The 21547-nt window shown below is 66.5% G+C and carries 19 protein-coding genes; 12 read left to right on the forward strand and 7 right to left on the reverse strand.

From position 1 onward, the window contains the following. The first annotated feature begins 151 nt into the window (after nt 1–151). The 3 genes from AC3D24_RS05545 to AC3D24_RS05555 all read left to right on the forward strand — a co-directional run bounded on the left by AC3D24_RS05545 (nt 152) and on the right by AC3D24_RS05555 (nt 3672). Nucleotides 152–2065 (forward strand): CocE/NonD family hydrolase, encoded by a 1914-nt coding sequence (locus tag AC3D24_RS05545; RefSeq protein WP_489028938.1) that lies wholly within the window; start codon nt 152–154, stop codon nt 2063–2065. Nucleotides 2066–2077: 12 nt separating this feature from the next. Next, nucleotides 2078–3256: a vWA domain-containing protein gene (locus AC3D24_RS05550; protein ID WP_489028940.1), complete on the forward strand. Its 1179-nt coding sequence runs from the start codon at nt 2078–2080 to the stop codon at nt 3254–3256. Between the two features lie 89 nt (nt 3257–3345). Further along, the gene (locus AC3D24_RS05555) at nt 3346–3672 is read left to right on the forward strand and encodes a hypothetical protein (protein WP_489028942.1); all 327 of its coding nucleotides are present in this window, start codon (nt 3346–3348) and stop codon (nt 3670–3672) included. Between the two features lie 291 nt (nt 3673–3963). Here the strand turns inward: AC3D24_RS05555 and AC3D24_RS05560 are convergent, their stop codons facing one another. Then, nucleotides 3964–5106 (reverse strand): anhydro-N-acetylmuramic acid kinase, encoded by a 1143-nt coding sequence (locus AC3D24_RS05560; RefSeq protein WP_489028944.1) that lies wholly within the window; start codon nt 5104–5106, stop codon nt 3964–3966. Nucleotides 5107–5200: 94 nt separating this feature from the next. Between AC3D24_RS05560 and rimO the strand changes: the two genes are divergently transcribed. Next, the gene (gene rimO, locus AC3D24_RS05565) at nt 5201–6553 is read left to right on the forward strand and encodes a 30S ribosomal protein S12 methylthiotransferase RimO (protein ID WP_489028946.1); all 1353 of its coding nucleotides are present in this window, start codon (nt 5201–5203) and stop codon (nt 6551–6553) included. Nucleotides 6554–6622: 69 nt separating this feature from the next. Here rimO and AC3D24_RS05570 read toward each other — a convergent pair whose 3' ends face one another. From AC3D24_RS05570 to AC3D24_RS05580, 3 genes are all read right to left on the reverse strand, one after another. Further along, a complete protein-coding gene (locus AC3D24_RS05570) occupies nt 6623–6910 on the reverse strand; it encodes a hypothetical protein (RefSeq protein ID WP_489028948.1) in 288 nt (95 codons plus the stop codon). 236 nt (nt 6911–7146) lie between these two features. Then, on the reverse strand, nt 7147–7293 hold the full coding sequence (locus tag AC3D24_RS05575; RefSeq protein ID WP_489028950.1) for a lmo0937 family membrane protein: 147 nt from the start codon (nt 7291–7293) through the stop codon (nt 7147–7149). Nucleotides 7294–7365: 72 nt separating this feature from the next. After that, on the reverse strand, nt 7366–9780 hold the full coding sequence (locus AC3D24_RS05580) for a membrane-bound PQQ-dependent dehydrogenase, glucose/quinate/shikimate family (protein ID WP_489028952.1): 2415 nt from the start codon (nt 9778–9780) through the stop codon (nt 7366–7368). Between the two features lie 151 nt (nt 9781–9931). Here AC3D24_RS05580 and AC3D24_RS05585 point away from each other — a divergent pair, with 151 nt between their 5' ends. Beyond that, the gene (locus AC3D24_RS05585) at nt 9932–11323 is read left to right on the forward strand and encodes a serine hydrolase domain-containing protein (RefSeq protein ID WP_489028954.1); all 1392 of its coding nucleotides are present in this window, start codon (nt 9932–9934) and stop codon (nt 11321–11323) included. After that, complete coding sequence (locus AC3D24_RS05590; protein ID WP_489028956.1) at nt 11320–12705, forward strand: leucyl aminopeptidase family protein; 1386 nt, start codon at nt 11320–11322, stop codon at nt 12703–12705. Before AC3D24_RS05585 ends, AC3D24_RS05590 begins: the two co-directional genes overlap by 4 nt. A gap of 61 nt (nt 12706–12766) precedes the next feature. Here the strand turns inward: AC3D24_RS05590 and AC3D24_RS05595 are convergent, their stop codons facing one another. Further along, nucleotides 12767–13411 (reverse strand): hypothetical protein, encoded by a 645-nt coding sequence (locus AC3D24_RS05595; protein ID WP_489028958.1) that lies wholly within the window; start codon nt 13409–13411, stop codon nt 12767–12769. 159 nt (nt 13412–13570) lie between these two features. Next, on the reverse strand, nt 13571–14317 hold the full coding sequence (tpiA, locus tag AC3D24_RS05600; protein WP_489028960.1) for a triose-phosphate isomerase: 747 nt from the start codon (nt 14315–14317) through the stop codon (nt 13571–13573). A 136-nt stretch (nt 14318–14453) separates the two neighbouring features. Between tpiA and AC3D24_RS05605 the strand changes: the two genes are divergently transcribed. Together AC3D24_RS05605 and trpE are read left to right on the forward strand one after the other, a co-directional pair. After that, a complete protein-coding gene (locus AC3D24_RS05605; RefSeq protein ID WP_489028962.1) occupies nt 14454–16409 on the forward strand; it encodes a peptidylprolyl isomerase in 1956 nt (651 codons plus the stop codon). 4 nt (nt 16410–16413) lie between these two features. Beyond that, nucleotides 16414–17904, forward strand: coding sequence for an anthranilate synthase component I (gene trpE, locus AC3D24_RS05610; protein WP_489028964.1), 1491 nt, complete (start codon nt 16414–16416; stop codon nt 17902–17904). 178 nt (nt 17905–18082) lie between these two features. Here trpE and AC3D24_RS05615 read toward each other — a convergent pair whose 3' ends face one another. Next, nucleotides 18083–18487, reverse strand: a complete 405-nt coding sequence (locus AC3D24_RS05615; RefSeq protein WP_489028966.1) for a hypothetical protein — start codon at nt 18485–18487, stop codon at nt 18083–18085. A gap of 205 nt (nt 18488–18692) precedes the next feature. Between AC3D24_RS05615 and AC3D24_RS05620 the strand changes: the two genes are divergently transcribed. The 4 genes from AC3D24_RS05620 to moaC are packed head-to-tail and all read left to right on the forward strand — an operon-like array spanning nt 18693 to nt 21535. Then, nucleotides 18693–19289, forward strand: a complete 597-nt coding sequence (locus tag AC3D24_RS05620) for an anthranilate synthase component II (RefSeq protein WP_489028968.1) — start codon at nt 18693–18695, stop codon at nt 19287–19289. After that, on the forward strand, nt 19286–20278 hold the full coding sequence (gene trpD / locus AC3D24_RS05625; protein ID WP_489028970.1) for an anthranilate phosphoribosyltransferase: 993 nt from the start codon (nt 19286–19288) through the stop codon (nt 20276–20278). The genes AC3D24_RS05620 and trpD overlap by 4 nt, the downstream gene beginning before the upstream one ends. A 1-nt stretch (nt 20279) precedes the next feature. Beyond that, nucleotides 20280–21071, forward strand: coding sequence for an indole-3-glycerol phosphate synthase TrpC (gene trpC / locus AC3D24_RS05630; RefSeq protein WP_489028972.1), 792 nt, complete (start codon nt 20280–20282; stop codon nt 21069–21071). Beyond that, nucleotides 21068–21535 (forward strand): cyclic pyranopterin monophosphate synthase MoaC, encoded by a 468-nt coding sequence (gene moaC, locus AC3D24_RS05635; protein ID WP_489028974.1) that lies wholly within the window; start codon nt 21068–21070, stop codon nt 21533–21535. The genes trpC and moaC overlap by 4 nt, the downstream gene beginning before the upstream one ends. The last annotated feature ends 12 nt before the right edge of the window (nt 21536–21547 follow it).

Below are 21547 nucleotides of genomic sequence, written 5' to 3' on the forward strand. Positions count from 1 at the left end.
CATAGCCCGACAGTTGCGACCAAGGCCGGCCACCCCACTCCCAGCCCCCTTCCGGGAAGGGGAGCCAGAAGAGCCGTCGGGTCTGCATTTCTTAGATTGCCGCCACCCACGAAACCGTGTCACCACCGTTGGAAACACGGTGAGGACGACGATGCGGCTCAAGACTCTGACGACGATCACGCTGGCCTTGCTCGCGACCGCGGCGCCCTCGATCGTCGGCGCCCAGAAGGAAAAGGCCCCGCCGCCGGGCGGCGACATCCCCGCCAAGTTCACCCCGGCCAACACCGGCTTCGATTTCGACCGCCGCGAGGTCAACATCAAGATGCGTGACGGCGTCACGCTCCACGCCGTCATCGTCCAGCGCAAGGGCCTCACCGACGCCCCGATCCTGCTTCAGCGCACGCCCTACAATGCTGGAAGCAGCACCAGTCGATCGTCGAGCCCCCGCGGCGCCATGAACTTGCGCGCGTCCGACGCGATGTTCTTCGATGCGGGGTATATCCGCGTGTTCGAAGACGTCCGCGGCAAGAACGGCTCGAACGGCGCCTATATCAACGAACGCCCACTGATCGGCCCGCTCAACGCAACCAAGGTCGATCACTCCACCGACGCCTACGATACGATCGACTGGCTCGTGAAGAACCTCAAGAACAGCAACGGCCGCGTCGGTATCATCGGTGGCAGCTACGACGGCATGATGGCCGCGATGGCGCTGGTGAACCCGCATCCCGCACTGAAGGCCGCCGTCCCGATAAACCCGGTGATCAACACCTGGAAGGGCGACGACGACTTCCACGGCGGCGCGTTCCGCCAGATCGGCTACGATTATTACTACACGCAGGACGCGGCGAAGGGCGAAGCGGGCGACCTGTGGCGCGACGCCTACGACGATTACGACACCTTCCTCCGCGCCGGATCTGCCAGTGATTTCGTGAAGAGCCGCGGCCTCGAACAACTCCCCTTCGTCAACCGCCTCCACGATCACCCGACCTACGACGCATTCTGGCAGGGCCAGGCGCTCGAGACGATCTTGCCCAAGCAGACGCAGACCGTACAGACGCTCTGGGTCGCCAGCCAATGGGACCAGGAGGACATCTACGGCGCGGTCGCAGCATACGAGGCGGTATCGAAAGTCGACCCCAACCACGTCAACCACCTCGCACTCGGCCCCTGGGCGCATGGCGGCGCGAACGGCGACGGCTCGACCCTCGGCGCGATCCGCTTCGATGCCGACACCGCGCTCTGGTTCCGCAAGAACGTCCTGCTTCCGTTCCTGAACGGCGCGCTGAAGACCGGCGCGACGCCGCCCGCGCTCGCCCCCGTCACCGCGTTCCAGACCGGCACCAACCAGTGGCAGACGCTCGCCGGCTGGCCGAACTCGACGGCGACGCAGAAACTCTACTTCCAGCCCGCCAGCGGCCTCGCCCCGAGCGCGCCCACGCAGGATGGCCATGACGACTACATTTCCGATCCCGCCAAGCCGATCCCCTACCGCCTCCGCCCGATCCGCCCGACCTACGCGACCGGTTCGACCTGGCGGCAATGGCTCGTCGACGACCAGCGCCCGTTCTCGGATCGCACCGACGTCCTCACCTACCAGACTCCACCGCTGACCAGCCCGGTCGCGATCGCCGGCGCGCCCGTCGCGGACCTGATCGCCAGCACCACCGGCACCGACGGCGATTTCGTGGTGAAGCTGATCGACGTCTATCCCGCCGAATATTCCGACAAGCCCGAGATGGGCGGCTATCAACTCGCCGTCTCGATGGACGTCCTGCGCGGCCGCTACCGCGACGGCTTCGAGAAGCCGACCCCGATCGTCGCCGGCCAGCCCACGCATTTCCGCGTCGTGCTGCCCAACGCCAGCCACGTCTTCCTCCCCGGCCACCGCATCATGGTCCAGGTCCAGTCGAGCTGGTTCCCGCTCTACGACCGCAACCCGCAGACCTACGTCGCCAACATCTTCGATGCGAAGCCCGCCGACTACCGCAAGGCCACGATCAGCGTCTTCCACTCGACCGCGCAGCCCAGCGCGATCGAACTGCCGATCGCGGCTACCAAGTGAGGACGTGACCCCATGTTCCTGAACTTCCTTGACGAACTCCGCACCGCCGGCATCCCCTCCAGCCTGAAAGAGCACCTCATCCTGCTCGAAGCCCTCGACGCCGAGGTGATCGAGCGGACGCCGGAGGATTTCTACTACCTCTCCCGCGCGGTGTACGTGAAGGACGAGGGGCTGCTCGACAAGTTCGACCAGGTCTTCGCGAAGGTCTTCCGCGGCCTCGCCACCAGCTACGGCACGCCCGCCGGCGAAGTCCCCGAGGACTGGCTGAAGGCGGTCGCCGAGAAATTCCTGACCCCCGAGGAGATGGCGGCGATCAAGTCGCTCGGCTCTTGGGACGAGATCATGGAGACTCTCAAGAAACGTCTCGAGGAGCAGAAGGAACGCCATCAGGGCGGCAGCAAATGGGTCGGCACCGGCGGCACGAGCCCGTATGGCAACGGCGGCTACAACCCCGAAGGCGTCCGCATCGGCGGCGAAAGCACGCACAAGCGCGCGCTGAAAGTCTGGGATCAGCGCGAGTTCCGCAACCTCGACAACACCAAGGAACTCGGCACCCGCAACATCAAGGTGGCGCTACGCCGTCTGCGCCGCTTCGCGCGCGACGGCGCCGCCGACGAACTCGACATCGACGGCACGATCGCCGGCACCGCGCGGCAGGGCTATCTCGACATCGTCATGCGCGCCGAGCGCCGCAATGCGGTAAAACTGCTGCTGTTCCTCGACGTCGGCGGGTCGATGGACCCGTTCGTCAAGCTCTGCGAGGAGCTGTTCTCGGCCGCGACGACCGAGTTCAAGAACCTCGAATTCTTCTATTTCCACAATTGCCCGTACGAGGGCGTGTGGAAGGACAATACGCGACGCTTCGCCGAGCGCACGCCGATGTGGGACCTGCTCCACAAATACGGTCACGACTACAAGCTGATCTTCGTCGGCGACGCGTCGATGAGCCCGTACGAAATCACGCACCCCGGCGGCTCGGTCGAGCATTTCAACGAGGAGCCGGGTGCGGTCTGGATGCAGCGATTGACCAACACCTATCCGGCGGCGGCATGGCTCAACCCGGTGCCCGAGGCGCAATGGGGATACTCGCAGTCGGTGCGGATCATCCGCGAGCTGATGACCGACCGGATGTACCCGCTGAGCCTCGCCGGGCTCGACGACGCGATGCGCGAGCTGACCCGCAAACGGTGACTTCGGCGCGGTAAGCGGCGGACCGTAACGGAACCGTCACGGACGCGATCGGTTTATCGGGCATCATCCCTTACCGAAGGACAAGCCCTATGTCGTCGATCCCCAACTCCGCCATGCCGCACGCCAAGGTCCATCACGACGACGACCACAAGCCGAAGCCCGACGCGAAGAAGACCGCTGCGACCAGCGACTGGGTCGAGGACGCGACTGACGCGGCCAAGGCTGGGCTCGCGACGGCTACGGATGCGGTGAAGTCGCACCCGAAGACGGCGATCGCGGTCGGCGCGACGGTGATCGCGGGGATCGCAGCGGCGATCGCAGCGCCGGCGTTGCGCGCGAAGGACGCGGCGGAGAAGAAGGCTCCACCAAAGAAGCCCGAGCCGAAGAAGCCGGCCAAGACGAAGAAGCCGCACTGATACAAGGCCGCAGCCCCACCGTCCTAACCACCCCGGCGAAGGCCGGGGCCCAATTGGGGGACGTCGCTAACCGAGCGCGCGCTTCGTCACTGCAACCTTTCCAATTGGGCCCCGGCCTCCGCCGGGGTGGAAGAAGCCGTCGGGGTGGTAAAGGGTAAGGTGCGGTTACCGCAAAGCGCGTACTAGTTACACAAACCAGCCCCCCGCCCCCTTGTTCTCCCGCGAAGGCGGGAGCCCAGACTGGGCTCCCGCCTTCGCGGGAGAACAAGCTTTTTCACGTTGGCCGGCAGACTAAACCCGATCCACAACTCCACCAGCCATCGCCACCGGCACCCCAGTCGTCCCCGGAAAGCTGATCGCCAGCCCCTTCAACGTCCGCACCGCCATATACGCGAACCCCTCGGCCTCCAGCGCATCGCCGTTCCACCCGAGCACATCGGTAGGCTCCACCACCAACCCGGTCCGCGCAGCGATCATAGCCAACATCGTCGGATTATGCCGCCCCCCCCCCGCCACCAGCAACCGCACCGGCCGAGCCGGCAAATGCCGCAAAGCCTCAGCCACGGTAGCGGCGGTAAACGCCGTCAGAGTCGCCGCCCCATCAGCCGCCGATAACCCCCGAGCCGGCTGGATCGTAAAATCATTACGATCCAGAGATTTCGGCGGAGGCGCATCGAAAAACGGATGATCGAGCATCGCCGTCAGCACCGTCTCGTTCACCCGCCCGGACGCCGCCAACGCCCCCCCGGCATCATAGCGCGCGCCGGTCTCCGCCTCGACCCAGCTATCGATCAACCCATTCGCCGGCCCGGTATCGAACGCCACCAGCCCATCTCGGTCGGTCATCTGCGCCCGCTCCGGCGACATCTCCCGCGAATCATGCATGTCCCGCCCGCCGGGAATGAAGGTGATGTTCCCCACCCCGCCAAGATTGAGGACCGCAACCGGCCCCTCGAGCCCTGCCGCCAACGCCGCATGATACACCGGCAGCAACGGCGCCCCCTGCCCGCCCGCCGCCACATCCGCCGACCGAAAATCCGACACCGTCGTAATCCCGGTCGCCCGCGCAACCGCCGCCCCGTCGCCGATCTGCCACGTCCAGCGCCGATCCGGCCGATGCGCGATCGTCTGCCCGTGAAAGCCGATCACGTCGACATCCGCCGCCGCGACGCCCGCATCCGCCAGCAGCTTGTGCACCGCAAACACGTGCGCGCGCGTAATCAGCTCCCCAGCAGCGACCACCGGCGGGCTGGCACGCGGCTTCTCGAACGTCAGCGCCATCCGCGTAGCTTCCGCCAGTTGCGCCCGCGCCGCATCCGAATAGGGCTCGCCACGAAACGCGATCGGCCGCACGAACGCCTCGCCATCGGTCTCGATCAACGCGGCATCGATCCCGTCGAGCGACGTCCCCGACATCAGTCCAATCGCCAACATATCGGTTCCTTCCCGCGTAATCCGCCCACCCATGCAGGATGCGATTCCGCCCGCCTAGAAAAAACCGAACTTTGCGCCTATGTGCGCGGGCTTCATGGCAACAACACTCCCCTCCCCGCCGAAGATCGGCATGGTCTCGCTCGGCTGTCCGAAAAACCTCGTCGACAGCGAACGGATTCTCACCCAGCTCCGCGGCGACGGCTACCAGATGTCGCCGGATTACGCCGGCGCCGACATCGTGCTGGTCAACACCTGCGGCTTCCTCGATTCCGCCAAGGAGGAAAGCCTGGAGGCGATCGGCGAGGCCATCGCCGAGAACGGCCGCGTCATCGTCACCGGCTGCATGGGCAAGGAAGCCGACGCGATCCGCGCGCGCTTCCCGCAGGTCCTCGCGATCACCGGCGCGCACGAATACGAGCAGGTCGTCGGCGCGGTCCACGAGGCGGCCCCGATGCCGCCGTCCGCGTTCCTCAACTTGATCCCCGACGCCGGCCTGAAGCTGACGCCGCGCCACTACAGCTATCTGAAGATCTCCGAGGGCTGTAACCACCGCTGCTCGTTCTGCATCATCCCGTCGTTGCGCGGTGACCTCGTCAGCCGCCGCCCCGACGCGATCCTGCGCGAGGCGGAGAAGCTCGTCGAAGCGGGGACAAAGGAACTGCTGGTCATCAGCCAGGACACGTCAGCTTATGGCGTCGACCTGCGACACGCCAGCTGGCCGGTGAAGCCCGGTGGCCCGATGTCCCGCAACGAAGCACGCGAGGTCCGTGCGCACATGACCGACCTCTCGCGCGAACTCGGCAGAATCGCACCGTGGGTCCGCCTCCACTACGTCTACCCGTACCCGCATGTCGACCACGTCATCCCGCTGATGGCGGAAGGCCTCGTGCTACCGTATCTCGACATCCCGTTCCAGCACGCCGCGCCATCGGTGCTGCGCCGGATGAAGCGCCCCGGCAACGATGCGAAAGTGCTCCAGCGCATCCATAACTGGCGAACGATCGCGCCCGACATCACGATCCGCTCGACCTTCGTCGTCGGCTTCCCCGGCGAGACCGAGGAGGATTTCCAGTATCTGCTTGACTGGCTCGACGAAGCGCAACTTGACCGCGTGGGCGCCTTCCGCTTCGAACCCGTCGAAGGCGCCGCAGCTAACTTGCTCCCCGACCACGTGCCCGAAGAGCTCAAGGAAGAGCGCTACGCCCGCATCATGGAAAAGACCGCGGCAATTTCCGCGGCCAAGTTGCAGGCGAAGATCGGCCGCACGCTCGACGTGATTATCGACGCAGTCGACGAAGAGGGCGCGACCGGTCGTTCGCAGGCGGATGCGCCCGAGATCGACGGTGAAGTCTTCCTGCGCGACGCCGGGCACCTGACGGTCGGCGACATCGTCCCCGTCACGATCGAAGATGCCGACGACCACGATCTCTACGGCGTCCCGGTCTAACCAGGGTACGGCATCGTTCGAAAACGCAGGGGCTGGCGCGCGATTCCGTACGCAGCCCCTGCGCTTCGACTAGACGGCGCGACCGCGAACCGAGGGTTTGCGCAACGCGACCAACGAGCCGACCGCGGTCGCGGCGAACGCCCCGCCGAAGAACGCCGTCGTCGTTACAGCGGTGAGCCCCTCGGGCAGCAGGGGGCGGAACAGCCCCACGGCAATGATACCGCCGACCATGCCGATAACGCCGATCGCCAGGTCCCACCAAGGGTCGGGGTCCGGTCCCGGCGGATGCGGCCAGCGCCACCATCCGGGCCATTTTGTCCCGCACCACCCGATCATTGCAAGATAGGCGTAGATCATACGACATCCCCTGGACCAACTCGCCTGCCTGTCGGCTGTATCGGTCCTGCACAGATCATCGCATCTCACGGAGAATCGGCAACCGGGGATGGGTTCAGATCGGCGGCAACTGTGCAAGCTGCCACGAATACTGGTACTTACAGAAACGGGCGACCCAAATGATTGGGCCGCCCGCAGTATATCTGGCAATAGTGGCGTTTCGGAACGCCGGATGTCCGCGTGCCGAAACGCCCGCGTCAGACCGCGCTACGGCCGGTCAGCAGCTTGATCACAACCACGATGACCGCGATCACCAGCAGGATGTGGATCAATCCGCCGGCGACGTGGAAGGCAAAGCCTGCCAGCCAGAGGATCAGCAGGATTACGGCGATAGTCCACAACATGATTTTTTCCCCAATTGAAACGACGGACTCCCGGCCGTTCAGAGAAACGTCCTCGAACGGTCGTGAGTTCCCTCAACTCTTCTGCGGCAGGGCCCAGGCGATCACCTGATCGCCGATCGGCGTCTTCATGAAGTGATGGCCACCGGTCATCAGCACCACGTACTCGCGGCCATTCTGTTCATAGACCATGGGCGTCGCCTGGCCGCCGGCGGGTAGAACCGCCTGCCACAGGATCTTGCCCGTCTTCAGGTCGATCGCCTTGAACAGATCGTCGGTCGCGGCCGCCACGAAGATTATGCCGCCGGCCGTCACGATCGAACCGCCGTTGTTCGGCGTACCGATCGTCAGCGGCAGATGGCTCGGAATGCCGAACGGACCGTTCTTGCGTGCCGAACCGAACGGGCGATCCCAGATCGTCTTGCCCGTCGCGATGTCGATCGCGCGGATGCCACCATAAGGCGGCTGCTTGCAGAGCATGCCGGTGAACGGCATCTGCCAGCCCGCATTGACGTCGACCGCGTACGGCGTGCCTGCCTGCGGATCGCCCGCACCCTCGGCATGCGGCGTGCCGCTACGGCTGGCCGCGCCGGCCTTGTTAGCAGCAGCCAGTTCGGCATTCTGCTCGCGCGTGAACCAACCCTTCTTGTTGGCCTCCGCACGTGGCACCAGCCGCACATAGTTCGGCATGTCGTTATAGTTGGCGACGATCACGCCGCGCGCCGGATCCACCGCCACGCTGCCCCAATCGGTGCCGCCGTTATAGCCGGGATATTCGATCGAGTGACGATCCACCTCGGGCGGTGTGAAGAAGCCCTTGTAGCTCGCTCGCTTGAAGTTGATGCGGCAGATCATCTGATCGATCGGCGACATCCCCCACATGTCGGTTTCCTTGAGGTCGGGCTTGCGCAGCGTCTGCCACAGCGAGACGATCTGCGTGGGGCTACGCTGTTGCGGTTCGACCCCGCCGGTCGGTGCCTTGATCGTGCCGATCGGCGTCAGCGGCTTGCCGGTCGCGCGGTCCAGGACATACATGTCGCCCTGCTTCGACGACACCAGCAAGGCGGGAATGCCCTTATAGTCGATCAGGGTCGGCTGGCTGCCGAAGTCGTAATCCCATGCGTCGTTCTTGACCGCCTGGAACTTCCAGCGCGGCTTGCCGGTCGTCACGTCGAGCGCGACGATCGAGGTGCCGAAGCTGTTCTCGGTCTTGGTGCGGAGCGAACTCCAGTAATCGACGGTCGAATTGCCCATCGGCAGATAGACCAGGCCGAGCTGCTCGTCGCCGCTCGCCATCGTCCACATGTTGGGGGTGCCGCGCGCCCATTCCTGGCCCGCCGGCGGATAGCCGTTCCAGTCCGGGTGCAGCATGTCCCAGGCGAAGCGGAGCTTGCCGGTGACCGCGTCGAAGCCCTGGATCACGCCCGATGGCTCGTAGCGTTCCTGGCCGTCGGTGGTCTGGTGACCGGTGACCGCGATACCCCGGACGATGACCGGCGGCGAGTTGATCGAAACGAGGCCCGGGAACACCTTGCCCATGCCGATCTTGGCATCGACCTGGCCGTTGATGCCGAAATCGGCGCACGGCTTGCCGGTCTTCGCGTCCACCGCGATCATGCGGGCGTCGAGCGTGCCTTCGATGATCCGCGTCGCGCACGCGGCATCGGGATTGGCACCAGGAACAGCGTAATAGGTCACGCCGCGGCAGGCCGCGGTATAAGGGATCCATTCGTCCGCAACCTTGGGATCGAAGCGCCAGCGCTCCTTGCCCGTCGCCGCGTCCATCGAGATCATGATGCTCTTCGCCGAGCACAGATACAGCGCATCGCCGATCTTCAGCGGAGTGGTCTCGGCGCCATATTTGCCGACACCGCCGGCATCGGGCATGTCGCCCGTGTGGCTCAGCCACGCCTGCTCCAGCTTGCCCACGTTCGACGCGTTGATCTGAGTCAGCGGCGAATAGCGGCGGGCAGAGCCGGTACCGCCATAGGACGGCCAGTCGAGACCGGTCGCCTGACCCGATGGATCCATCATGCCCTGCGAACTGGGCGCCGGCAGTGCCGCGATCGCTTCTTCCTGCGATCCGATGACCGTGAAGAAGATCGCGACCACCGCGACGACGGCGACGATCCCGCCGCCCGCCAGCTTCCAGCGATTGGCGGCACGCGTCATCGTCGGGAGGACGAGGAACAAGGCGAGCAGCAGGACGATCGGCGCGATCACGCGCGGTACGAGCGCCCACGGATTGAGACCGGATTCGAAGAACGCCCACAGGATCGTCAGAGCAACGATCGCGCCGTACAGCCACGCGCCGGCCAGGCGCTGGCGAACCAGCAGGACGCCCGCGACGGCCATCGCGACGCCGGTGATGATGTAATATAATGAACCGCCGAGTGCGGCGAGCCACGCCCCGCCGATGGCGAGCACCAGGCCGATCGCCGCTATGACGACCCCCAGCACGATCGCGGACCAACTCCGTCGAGCGCCCATAACCTCATTCCCTTCGTTAGACGTGACGCCCTGCCCCCGCCGCTCTCCCGCCGCCGTTTGCTCGTCACCTGACCTAGATCAACTTGTCGAACTCGACGATTGTTCCGGACGGTTGCGCGAACCCAGCGTTTCTGTTTCGGTAGCTTCCATGATGTCCCGATTTCTGATCGCCGCAGCACTCGTGCTGCCGTCGCCCGCCCTCGCGCAAACGCTCACCCCTGCCGAGACCGCACAGATCGATACGCTGGTCGCCGGCGCGCTTGGCAATACTGGCGTGCCGTCCGCGTCGATTGCGGTCGTGCGCGGCGGACGGATCGTGTTCGCCAAGGCCTATGGCAAACCGTCCGAGGCCATCACAGTCGCCGACCCGAAACTACCGTATCAGATCGCCTCGATCTCCAAGCAGTTCACAGCCGCCGCGATCCTGCTGCTTGAGGACGAAGGCAAGCTGAGCCTCGACGACACCGTCGCGAAATATATCCCCGGCGTCACCGGTGGCGACCGCATCACCATCCGCCAGCTTCTCAGCCACACTTCCGGCCTGCAGGATTACTGGCCACAGGATTACAGTTTCGCCGCGATGGCCAAGCCCGTCACGCCGCAGGGGATCGTCGATCGCTGGGCGAAGAAGCCACTCGATTTCCAGCCGGGTACGCAGTGGCAATATTCGAACACCGGCTACGTGGTCGCCGGCCTGATCGTCGAGAAGGTCTCGGGCCAGCCGCTGTTGTCCTTCCTGCAGACGCACATCTTCAAGCCGCTCGACATCCGCGCGCTCGACCAGGACAAGGCGATCGGAAAGGCATTTCCGCAAGGTTACGGCCGGTTCGCGCTCGGCCCCGTCCGTCCCGAGACGCCGAGCGCAGACGGCTGGCTCTACGCCGCCGGCGAACTGTCGATGAGCGCCGAGGACCTCGCCAAATGGGACGTCGCCCGCCTGAACCGTACCACGCTTCCCGCCGACGACTGGGCCGCGCAGGAAACCCCGGTGAAACTCGCCGACGGATCGAGCAACGGCTACGGCCTCGGCGTCTTCACCGGCAGCGCGAACGGTCGTCGCTACTTCGAGCATAGCGGCGAAGCGGTCGGATTCCTGTCCGAGAACATCGTCTATCCCGACGACAAGGCGGCGATCGTCGTGCTCACCAACAGCTGGTTCAGCAACGCGGTCGGCCGCATTTCGAAGGGGGTGGCGAACATCGTCCTCCCCGCTCCCGTCGCCAATGCCGAGGATAGCGCCGCGCTCACCCACGCCCGCACCGTCTACGACCAGCTCCGCACCGGCACGCTCGATCGCAAGGGTCTGACCGAAGACGCCAATTTCTACTTCAAGCCGGTCGCGCTCGCCGACTACAAGTCGAGCCTGGGCGTACTCGGCGAACCGACCGCGTTCGTGCAAACCGGCAAGACCCGCTTGCGCGGCGGCTTCGTCAACCGCACTTACCGGATCACCTATCCCGACCGCACGCTCTCGCTCAGCACCTATGCCGAGCCCGGCGCGGGCGGACGGTACGAACAACTTTTGGTGGCGCCTGCTTCATGACCGACTTCGCTTCGATGCTCCAGCCCGACCGTGGCCAGCCCGCGCGGACCATCCATGTCGTCCATCCGGACGCCTATGAGACGTGGCTCGCAAAGCAACCGGCTCGCACCCGTACGACCGTCGCCGCGCACCGCCTGACTGGCAAGCCGGGCGACCGTGCCGTGCTCCCGGGCGAAGGCGCAGGCGACTGGTCGATGCTGCTGGTCTGCAACGAAGCGGTGACGTCGCCGTGGCGGATCGCCTCGCTCGGCGCGTCGTTGCCCGCGGGAACGTACCGTTTGGCGGAGGGCTCGGTCGGTGCGGCAGGCCTCGGCTGGATGCTCGCCCAGCACAGCTTCACGCGCTACGTCAAACCCGAACCCGTGGGCGCGCGCGTCCTGCTCACCACCGACGCCGCGCATATCGATGAGACCGTGCGTCTCGCCGAGGCCACCGCGCTCGTCCGCGACCTGGTCAACACCGGCGCCTCCCACATGGGCCCAGCCGATCTCGAAGCCGTCGCCGAAGCACTTGCCAACCGCTTTGGTGGCACGGTCGCCGTCACGCGTGGCGATGCGCTCGCGACCGGCTACCCGATGATCCATGCGGTCGGCCAGGCCGCGAGCAAGGATCGCGCACCGCGGTTGATCGAACTCGAATGGGGCGATCCCTCGCACCCCCGCGTCGCGCTGGTCGGCAAAGGCGTGACCTTCGATACCGGAGGTCTCGACATCAAGCCGTCCGCCGGCATGCGCCTTATGAAGAAGGACATGGGCGGCGCCGCGCACGCGCTCGCGCTGGCCAGCCTGGTGATGGCGGCCAAGCTCCCGGTCCGTCTCCACCTCCTGATCCCCGCGGTCGAGAACTCGATCGCCGGCAATGCCTTCCGCCCCGGCGACGTCCTGGCGACGCGTAAGGGTCTGACAGTCGAGAACACCAATACCGATGCCGAAGGACGCCTCGTGCTCGGCGATGCACTGACCAAGGCGGGCGAGAGCAACCCCGACCTGATCCTCGACTTCGCAACGCTGACGGGCGCAGCCCGCGTGGCCCTCGGCCCGGACCTCCCGCCGCTGTTCACCGACGACGAATCGCTGGCGGCCGACCTGCTCGCCGCCGGTATCGCGCAGACCGACCAGATGTGGCGCCTGCCGCTGTGGAACGGCTATGACGAAATGCTGAAGTCGGACGTGGCGGACATGGTCAACGCCCCTGATGGCGGGTTCGCGGGCGCCGTCACCGCCGCGCTGTTCCTCCGCCGCTTCATCCCGAAGGATACGGTGTGGGCGCATCTCGACGTCTTCGCGTGGCGCCCGTCGGCCAAACCCGGCCGTCCCAAGGGCGGCGAAGCCTGCGCCCTCCGCGCATCCTTTGCGGTGCTAGCGAAGCGTTACGGCATCTAGTCCATTCCCCCGCTTCCGCGGGGGAACAAGAAAGTTGCATATGCCGGGTGGATGAGGAGTCTTACCCCTCGGCGAACTGCCCGAATGGCAGCAGCTTGTCCGCCAGCGCCTTTGTCCCGCCGGCATCGCCCGCCCTGATCGGCACCAGCACCGCCGCCGCCGCGCGCCGCACGAACACGTCGATCGCGGTAGGAGCCGGCGCCTTGCTCGCGGTCTCGACCAGCATCCGGCCGCGCGCATCGTTCGGATCCAGCTCCAGCCGCAACAGCCCGGCCAGCCCCGCAAACATTGCCCGATTGCCCCCCAGCGCCACTGACCGGTCCAGTGCTTCGAACCCGACCGCCTTCTGCGCGCCCGCCGCCGCGCGCCCGACGAACCGGCCGAGCTTGGCGATCACCCCGACATGCCACGCGCCCAGCGCCGCCTGCGCCTCGGCGTTGCGCGGATAGCGCGTGACGAGCGCCTCATATTGTTTCCGCGCGGCAATCGCCTGGCCGCGGTTGCCGAGCAATTTCGCGCGGTAGCCGATCGCCATCGCCTGCATGATCGCGGCTTCCTGGTCGTTCGGGGAACGGCTCAGCGCCTGCCCCGCCACCGCCGCGGCCTTGTCGATCCGCGCCAGCGCCACGCCGCGATCGCGGTCGACGAAACCCGCCTGCGTCAGCAATTCCCGTGGTGTTTCAGCGCGTGCGGGGACCGAACTCACCACCGCGCAAACCGCTAGCGAAGCGCCTAAGCAACCGGGGAACCACCTGGTCATCGAAACCCTCAATTCTCTGCAGCGCTGTGCCGACCACCGATCCGCCCGCCGAATCGCAGGATTAATCATAAGACTGCTGTGTTTATCGGGACTTAACGCAAGTCATCAAAGTCCCGCCGCCGCCTCGATGATCGGTACGAATTTATCCGCGGTGAGGCTCGCACCGCCGACAAGCGCGCCGTCGACATTTGGCGTCGATAGGATCGCGGCCGCATTCGCCCCCGTCACCGATCCACCGTACAGGATCCGCACCCCCGCCGCTGCATCGCCGATCAGCATTCGCAATTTCGCCCGCGCGATCGCGTGGATCGCCGCGATCTCGTCGAGCGTCGGCGTGCGACCGGTGCCGATCGCCCAGCGTGGCTCGTAGGCCAGCGTGAACCAGCTGCCGTCGGCATTGTCGGGCACCGATTTCTCGATCTGTGCCTGCACGACGCGTTCGGCCCGGTCGGCGTCACGCTCCGCCTCGGTTTCGCCGCAGCACAAGATGACGTTCAGCCCCTGCCGCCGCGCGGCCGCCGCCTTTGCCCACGCGTCGTGGCTCGTCTCGTGCTGGTCTGCGCGACGTTCCGAATGGCCGACGATCGCGAAGCTCGCGCCGACCTCCTTCACCATTGCCGCAGACACGCAGCCGGTATGCGCGCCGTTGTCCGCCTCGTGGACGTCTTCCGCGCCGATCGCGAGCTCCGGCACGCGCTCCGCCGCGGCTGCGATCAGCGTGAACGGGACGGCCACCGCCACGTCGATTCCCGGTGCGGCACTCGCCGCCGCCGCGATCGCATCGAGCTCGGCCAGCGCCGCACGCGACCCGTTCATCTTCCAGTTTCCTGCCACGAGCTTACGCCGCATCATCGTCTCCCGAATATTTTGCCCAGCGATAGCGGAGCGTCCGTGAGGCACAACCCCGAACGACGTGATGCGCCCGACTTGAAGAGGGCGCGCCCTCACCGTAAAGCAGCCGCGTTCTATTCCTGTCGATCGGCTGTCCATGCTCGCTTTCTTCCGCCGCCTTACCCATTCGAAGGTCGGCGTGATCATCACCTTCCTCGTGCTCGGCGTGATCGCGCTCGCGTTCGCAGCGGGCGATGTCACGGGCCTCAGCTCGATGACCGGTGGCGCAGGCATTACCGGCGGCGACGTGGCGAAGGTCGGCAAGGCCGAGGTCACCGCAAACCAGCTCAAAACGCAGGCGCAGACCGAGATGGAGGGTTTTCGCCAGCAGCAGCCGACCCTCGACATGGCGACTTTCGTCAATCAGGGCGGCTTCGACGGCACGCTTGACCGGATCATCTCCAGCATGGCGCTCGAGCAGTTCGGTCGTGCGCAGGGCATGATCGTCAGCAAGCGCGCGATCGATGGCCAGATCGCCAGCATCCCGGCGTTGCAAGGCCCGACCGGCAAGTTCGACGAGAATTTGTACCGCCAGATTCTGGCACAGCGCAAGCTGACCGATGCGCAGATCCGCAGCGACATCGAGCGCGACACCTTCGCGCAGCAGCTGACGATCCCCAGCACCGGCGCGACGCAGGTGTCGAGCCAGCTCGCACTTCCCTATGCCTCGCTGCTGCTTGAAAAGCGCACCGGCACGATCGGGTTCATTCCGGCCGCGGTCGTCCCCGCCGGCCCGGCGCCGAGCGACGCCGACCTCGCCACTTTCTACAAGCGCAACATCGCCCGCTACACCGTGCCCGAGCGTCGCATCGTCCGCTACGCGATCGTCTCGCCCGATCAGGTCAAGGCGCAGGCGGTGCCGACCGATGCCGAGATCGCCAAGACCTATCAGCAGGATCGCGCACGCTATGCCGCGACCGAAAAGCGCACCATCACGCAGGTCGTCGTCGCCGATCAGGCTGGCGCCACCGCACTTGCCGCCAAGGTGAAGGCCGGCACCAGCCTCGCCGACGCAGCCCGTGCCGCAGGGCTCGAAGCCGCAACCCAGACCGGCGTCGAGAAGGCCGCCTATGCCGGTACGGCCTCCGCGCAGGTCGCCGACGCCGTGTTCGCCGCGTCGAGCGGGTCCGTAATCGGCCCGGTCCGTACGCAGCTCGGCTGGACCGTGGCCAAGGTCGACAAGATCGAGACGGTGGCAGCTCGTTCGCTCGATCAAGTCCGCGGCGAAATCGCTGCCGCACTCGGCATCCAGAAGTCGGCAGAGGCGCTCTCTACGATCCACGACAAGATCGACGACTCGCTCTCGAAGAACGCCACGTTCGACGAAGTGATCGCCGACCAGAAGCTCCAGCCCGTTACGACTCCCGCGCTCATCGCGAGCGGCGCCAACCCCGATGACACGGCGAGCCAGCCCAACCCGGCGATCGCGCCGCTCGTGGCCGCCGCGTTCCAGGCAGCCGAGGGTGACGGCCCGCAGCTCGTCCAGCTTGGCACCGATGGTGGGTTCGCCGTCGTCGCGCTCGGCCGGGTCGTTCCCGCCACGCCGCGTCCGCTGGCACAGGTTCGCGCCGCCGTCCTGCGCGACGTGGGCGCCGAACGCGCGCGTCAGGCTGCCCGGAAGGTCGCCGCCGACGTTCTGGCACGTATCAACAAGGGCATGCCGATCGCGCAGTCGCTCGCGCAAACCAAGCTGCCGATCCCCGCCCCGCGCCCGTTGACGGCGTCGCGTGCGCAGATCTCCGCCGATCCGCGCGGCGCACCGCCCGCGCTCGCGCTGATGTTCAGCATGGCGCCGAACACCGCCAAGACGCTGGCCGCGCCCGACGACAGCGGCTGGTTCATCATCAAGCTCGACAGCATCGCCAGCGGCAATGCGGCCGGCAACGATGCGGCGATCAAGGCGGCGCGCGCGAATATCGGCCGCTCGGTGGGTCGCGAATATGTCGAACAGTTCGCCAAGGCTGTCCGTGCCGATGTCGGCGTGAAGACCAACCCGACCTCGCTCGCCCGCGTCCGTGCGGACCTGCTCGGCCAGGGCGGCACAGGGAACTGATCGCATGAGCCCGCGGGATGCCTTGGCCGAGGGGCGCCCTGCGCTCGTCTGGCGCCGTCAGGTCGCCGATACCGAAACGCCGGTCGCCGCCGCGCTGAAGCTGATCGAGCCGGGACGTGGCGACTTCCTCCTGGAGTCGGTGGAGGGTGGCGCGACCCGCGGCCGCCACAGCCTGATTGGCCTCGCGCCCGATCTACTGTTCCGCGCGCACGGTCACAGCGCCGAGATCAACCGCCACTGGGCGACCGATCGCGAGACGTTCGAGCCGTGCGCCGCGCCCACGCTGGATGCGTTGCGCGCACTGGTCGCTGAATGCCGCGCGGACGTGCCCGTCGAACTACCTCGCGCGCTCGCGTGCCTCGTCGGCTATTTTGGCTACGAGACAATCGGCTTGGTCGAGAATTTGCCGCAGCCGGCGGTCGATCCGCTCGGCTTGCCCGACATGATCTTCGTTCGGCCGACCGTGGTGCTCGTGTTCGACCGCCTGACCGACGCGCTGTATCTGGTCGCGCCCGCTTGGCCCGACCCGTCGCGCGATGCTGATGCTATCGTCGCCGAAGCGGAAGACCGTCTCGACGCGGTCGCCGCCAAGCTCGCCAGCACGCCCGTCCCCGCCCCGATCCGCGCCGACGTCGCCGAGCCCGTCTACACGCCCGCGCTACCCGAAGGTCGCTATGGCGAAATGGTCGCCACCGCGAAGGATTATATCCTCGCCGGCGACATCTTCCAGGTCGTGCTAGCCCAGCGCTTCAGCACGCCGTTCGCGCTGCCGCCCTTCGAGCTCTATCGCTCGTTGCGCCGGATCAATCCGTCGCCGTTCCTGTATCATCTCGATCTGCCGGGCTTCGCGCTGATCGGATCGAGCCCCGAGATCCTCGTCCGTGTCCGCGACGACGAAGTGACGATCCGCCCGATCGCCGGTACGCGCCCCCGCGGCAAGACTGCCGCCGAGGACGAAGCCAACCGCATCAGCCTGCTCGCCGACCCAAAGGAGCGCGCGGAACATCTGATGCTGCTCGATCTCGGCCGCAACGATGTCGGCCGTGCCGCGTCGCCGGGCTCGGTGCGCGTGACCGCCAGCTACGGCGTCGAATTCTACAGCCACGTCATGCACATCGTCTCGAACGTCGTCGGCACGCTCTCGCCTGACAAGGACGCGCTCGACGCGCTGTTCGCAGGCTTCCCCGCCGGAACGGTGAGTGGCGCGCCGAAAGTCCGCGCGTGCCAGATCATCGCCGAACTCGAACCCGAGCGCCGCGGCGCTTACGCTGGCGGAGTCGGCTATTTCTCGCCCGACGGCTCGATGGACTCGTGCATCGTGCTTCGGACCGCGATCGTCAAAGACGGCATGATCCACGTCCAGGCAGGCGCCGGCATCGTCGCGGACAGTGTCCCCGAATATGAACAGCGCGAATGCGAAGCCAAGGCCGGCGCGATCCTCGCCGCCGCGCGCGAAGCGGTCAATCGGGCGAGGGCATCGGGTTTTGGCCAATAGATCCGGTCGCCCAGGACGACCTTCGCCTTAATATCACACCTCCCCGGCGAAGGCCGGGGTCCAGTTTGAAAGGTCGCGGTAACGATGTGCGACCTCCTTTACGAATGTTTCCCAACTGGACCCCGGCCTTCGCCGGGGAGGTCATTCGAGGTTACGGAGCAACCTCGACGACAAACGCTTACGGCGTGGTGTTCGTCTCGCTGGCCGAAGCACGACGCTCGGCCGCGTACGCCTGATTGCGCTGCATGAAGCAACCCGACTGGCCACCCGTCCCGACCGCCGAGCACGTATCCGGCAAGCCGCCAGCAACCCGCCCGATCTGGTCGATCGATGCGGCTCGATTGACCCAGCTCTGGTTCTGGGCGGCGATCGGCTTGTCATCGCGCAACGACTTGGGGATCCGGTAGGGCTGGTCGAGCGTGGAGCACACGACCACTTCGCCAGCGGTCGATTGCGGGCATTTCTGATCGCCGCTCAGCGTCACGCTGCGGATGCGCTGCGGCGGGGTATCTACCCGAGCGTCCTGCGCGGAAGCCATGGCGGGTAGCGCGATCAATGCGGCGAGGACGGCGGTACGAAACATCGGTTAAGCTCCTTTGGACTAACAACGTCCGTCTTACGGCATTGCTCCGCCCTGAATGATCTGTAGCAGAGGGAAAACCGCGGCACGCCGTCACCGGCCCCGCGTTACGCTGTAACATGGTTCTGCCCGGCCAGAGTGCAATCCCGTCGTGCCGTCTTGCATCCACCCGCCTTGCACGAGGCACCGCATCGGCTATGGCGTCCGCATGATCCTCGTCGTCGACAATTACGACAGCTTTACCTGGAACCTCGTCCATTACCTGATGGAGCTTGGTGCCGAGGTGGAGGTCGTCCGCAACGATGCGATCTCCGCCGGGCAGGCCCTGTCCTCCGGCGCGGACGCGTTCCTGATTTCACCAGGGCCTTGCACGCCGACCGAGGCAGGCGTCAGCCTGGACCTGGTCGCCGCCTGCGCGGATGCGGGCAAGCCGCTGCTGGGCGTGTGCCTCGGCCATCAGGCGATCGGCCAGCATTTCGGCGGCCGGGTCGAACGCGGTGGCCTCATGCACGGCAAGACTTCGCCGGTGCTGCACGACGACACCGGGCTCTACGCCGGCCTCCCCTCGCCGTTCATCGCCACGCGCTATCACTCGCTGATCGTCAACGCGGTGCCGGATACGCTGGTGGTGAATGCAACCGCGCAGGACGGCACGGTCATGGGCTTCCGCCACAAGACGCTGCCTATCCACGGCGTCCAATTCCATCCGGAGAGCATCGCGACGGAACATGGCCACGCGATGCTGGCGAACTTCCTCAAGATGGCCGGCATCCCCGTGAAGGCACGCGAAGGCCTGGAGCTGTGACCACCATCACCCTCCTTCCAGACCCCAGCTCCCCGCTCTCCCGCGAGTCCGCCCGCGAAGCCTTTGCCGACATCCTCGACGCGCGCGCCAGCGATGACGCGATCGCGACGTTCCTCACCAATCTCGCGACCCGCGGCGAAACCAGCATCGAAATCGCCGAAGCCGCGCGTGCAATGCGCAACCGGATGATCCCGATCGACGCCCCTAGCGGCGCGGTCGACGTCTGCGGCACCGGCGGCGACGGCCACCACACGCTCAACGTCTCGACCGCCGTAGCACTCGTCGTCGCGGCCACAGGCGTGCCCGTCGCCAAGCACGGCAACCGCGCCGCCTCCAGCAAGGCCGGCGCTGCCGACACGCTGGAAGTGCTCGGTCTCGACATGGACCGCGTTGGCGCCACCGCCGAGGCGAGCCTCAACGACATCGGCATCGCCTTCCTCTTCGCCGCCAACCACCATCCGGCGATGAAGCGCATCACGCCCATTCGCCAGCGCATCGGCAAGCGGACGATCTTCAACCTGATGGGCCCGCTCGCCAACCCGGCCGGCACCACCCGCCAGCTGATCGGCATCGCGCGGCCCGACTACGTCGCACTCTACGCCGACGCGCTGGAGCAGCTCGGCACCCAGGCCGCGCTCGTCGTCTCGGGCGAAGAGGGCCTCGACGAACTCTCCGGTGCGGGGCCCAGCGTCGTCGCCTCGGTCGGCACCGTTACGCTTCCCGCTAAGATCGCCCCCGAAGACGCCGGCCTCACCCGCCACGCCATTACCGACATTCGCGGCGGCGACGCGCATCACAACGCCGAAGCGCTCCGCCGCCTGCTCAAGGGCGAGACCGGCCCCTACCGCGACGCCGTCCTGCTCAACGCCGCCGCCGCCCTGATGGTCGCCGGCACCGTCTCCACTCTCGTCGAAGGCGTCGGGCAAGCCGCCGCCGCGCTCGACACCGGCAGCGCCGACGCGTTGCTCGCCCGCTGGATCGCCTACTGACATGACCATGCTCGACCGTATCCTCGAGACCAAGCGTGCCGAAGTCGCCGCGCGCAAGGCCACGACCTCGCTCGCCGACATCGACGCCGGCATCGCCCGCATGTCGAAGCCCCGCGGTTTCCGTGCCGCGCTCGACGCGAAAAAGGGCGATGCGAAGGCCGGCTACGCGCTGGTCGCCGAGGTCAAGAAGGCGAGCCCCTCGAAAGGCCTGATCCGTGCCGATTTCGATCCCGTCGCGCACGCCCGCGCGTACGAAGCCGGCGGTGCCGCGTGCCTGTCCGTCCTGACCGACGAGAAGTGGTTCCAGGGCGCCGACGCGTACCTGACGGCTGCTCGCGACGCAGTTTCGATCCCGGTGCTTCGGAAAGACTTCATGGTCGATCCATGGCAGTCGACCGAGGCGCGTGCGATCGGCGCCGACTGTATCCTGATCATCGTCGCCGCGCTCGACGACATCCAGATGGCCGAGATCGAGGCCTCCGCGCTGGAATGCGGCATGGACGTGCTGGTCGAGGTCCACGACGCACACGAGATGGAGCGCGCGCTGAAACTCAAGTCGCGGCTGATCGGCGTCAACAATCGCGACCTGCGCGACTTTACCGTAGATTTCCAGCGCACCTACGACCTCGTCGACAAGGCGCCCAAGGACTGCACCTTCGTTGCCGAAAGTGGCCTCACGACCCGCGCGGAGCTCGACGCGATGGCCGAGCACGGCATCCACTGCTTCCTGATCGGCGAAGCGCTGATGCGGCAGGACGACGTCGAAGCCGCGACGCGGGCGCTGGTCGGGTGAGCGGCCTTACTCACATCGACGAAGCCGGCGCGGCAAGGATGGTCGACGTCGGCGGCAAGTCCGTCACGGCCCGCGAGGCCGTCGCGACCGGCCGCATCACCATGTCCGCCGAAGCCGCCGCGGCCATCGGCGCGGGTACTGCGAAGAAGGGCGACGTCCTCGCGGTCGCCCGCGTTGCCGGCATCATGGCAGCCAAGCGCACCAGCGACCTGATCCCGCTCTGCCACCCGCTCCCGCTGACCAAAGTGGAAATCGACCTGGCCGTGGACGCGACCGGCGTCACCGCGACCGCGACCGCATCGACCGAAGGCAAAACCGGTGTCGAGATGGAAGCCCTCACCGCAGCCACGGTCACGCTGCTGACAATCTACGACATGGCCAAGGCGATCGACAAGACGATGATCCTGGGCGACATTCGCGTCGTCGCCAAGAGCGGCGGCAAATCGGGTAACTGGACCGCCTGACAAAACCCTCTC

Source organism: Sphingomonas sp. SL1004, from assembly GCF_057815015.1.

Bases quoted from the DNA above. Each gene is read 5' to 3' on its own strand.
- AC3D24_RS05585 (WP_489028954.1), top strand. From the start codon at position 9,932: ATGTCCCGATTTCTGATCGCCGCAGCACTCGTGCTGCCGTCGCCCGCC.
- trpE (WP_489028964.1), top strand. From the start codon at position 16,414: ATGAGCCCGCGGGATGCCTTGGCCGAGGGGCGCCCTGCGCTCGTCTGG.
- AC3D24_RS05590 (WP_489028956.1), top strand. From the start codon at position 11,320: ATGACCGACTTCGCTTCGATGCTCCAGCCCGACCGTGGCCAGCCCGCG.
- AC3D24_RS05605 (WP_489028962.1), top strand. From the start codon at position 14,454: ATGCTCGCTTTCTTCCGCCGCCTTACCCATTCGAAGGTCGGCGTGATC.
- rimO (WP_489028946.1), top strand. From the start codon at position 5,201: ATGGCAACAACACTCCCCTCCCCGCCGAAGATCGGCATGGTCTCGCTC.
- AC3D24_RS05560 (WP_489028944.1), bottom strand. From the start codon at position 5,106: ATGTTGGCGATTGGACTGATGTCGGGGACGTCGCTCGACGGGATCGAT.
- AC3D24_RS05555 (WP_489028942.1), top strand. From the start codon at position 3,346: ATGTCGTCGATCCCCAACTCCGCCATGCCGCACGCCAAGGTCCATCAC.
- AC3D24_RS05620 (WP_489028968.1), top strand. From the start codon at position 18,693: ATGATCCTCGTCGTCGACAATTACGACAGCTTTACCTGGAACCTCGTC.
- AC3D24_RS05580 (WP_489028952.1), bottom strand. From the start codon at position 9,780: ATGGGCGCTCGACGGAGTTGGTCCGCGATCGTGCTGGGGGTCGTCATA.
- AC3D24_RS05550 (WP_489028940.1), top strand. From the start codon at position 2,078: ATGTTCCTGAACTTCCTTGACGAACTCCGCACCGCCGGCATCCCCTCC.
- trpC (WP_489028972.1), top strand. From the start codon at position 20,280: ATGACCATGCTCGACCGTATCCTCGAGACCAAGCGTGCCGAAGTCGCC.
- AC3D24_RS05570 (WP_489028948.1), bottom strand. From the start codon at position 6,910: ATGATCTACGCCTATCTTGCAATGATCGGGTGGTGCGGGACAAAATGG.
- AC3D24_RS05575 (WP_489028950.1), bottom strand. From the start codon at position 7,293: ATGTTGTGGACTATCGCCGTAATCCTGCTGATCCTCTGGCTGGCAGGC.
- AC3D24_RS05545 (WP_489028938.1), top strand. From the start codon at position 152: ATGCGGCTCAAGACTCTGACGACGATCACGCTGGCCTTGCTCGCGACC.
- AC3D24_RS05615 (WP_489028966.1), bottom strand. From the start codon at position 18,487: ATGTTTCGTACCGCCGTCCTCGCCGCATTGATCGCGCTACCCGCCATG.
- tpiA (WP_489028960.1), bottom strand. From the start codon at position 14,317: ATGATGCGGCGTAAGCTCGTGGCAGGAAACTGGAAGATGAACGGGTCG.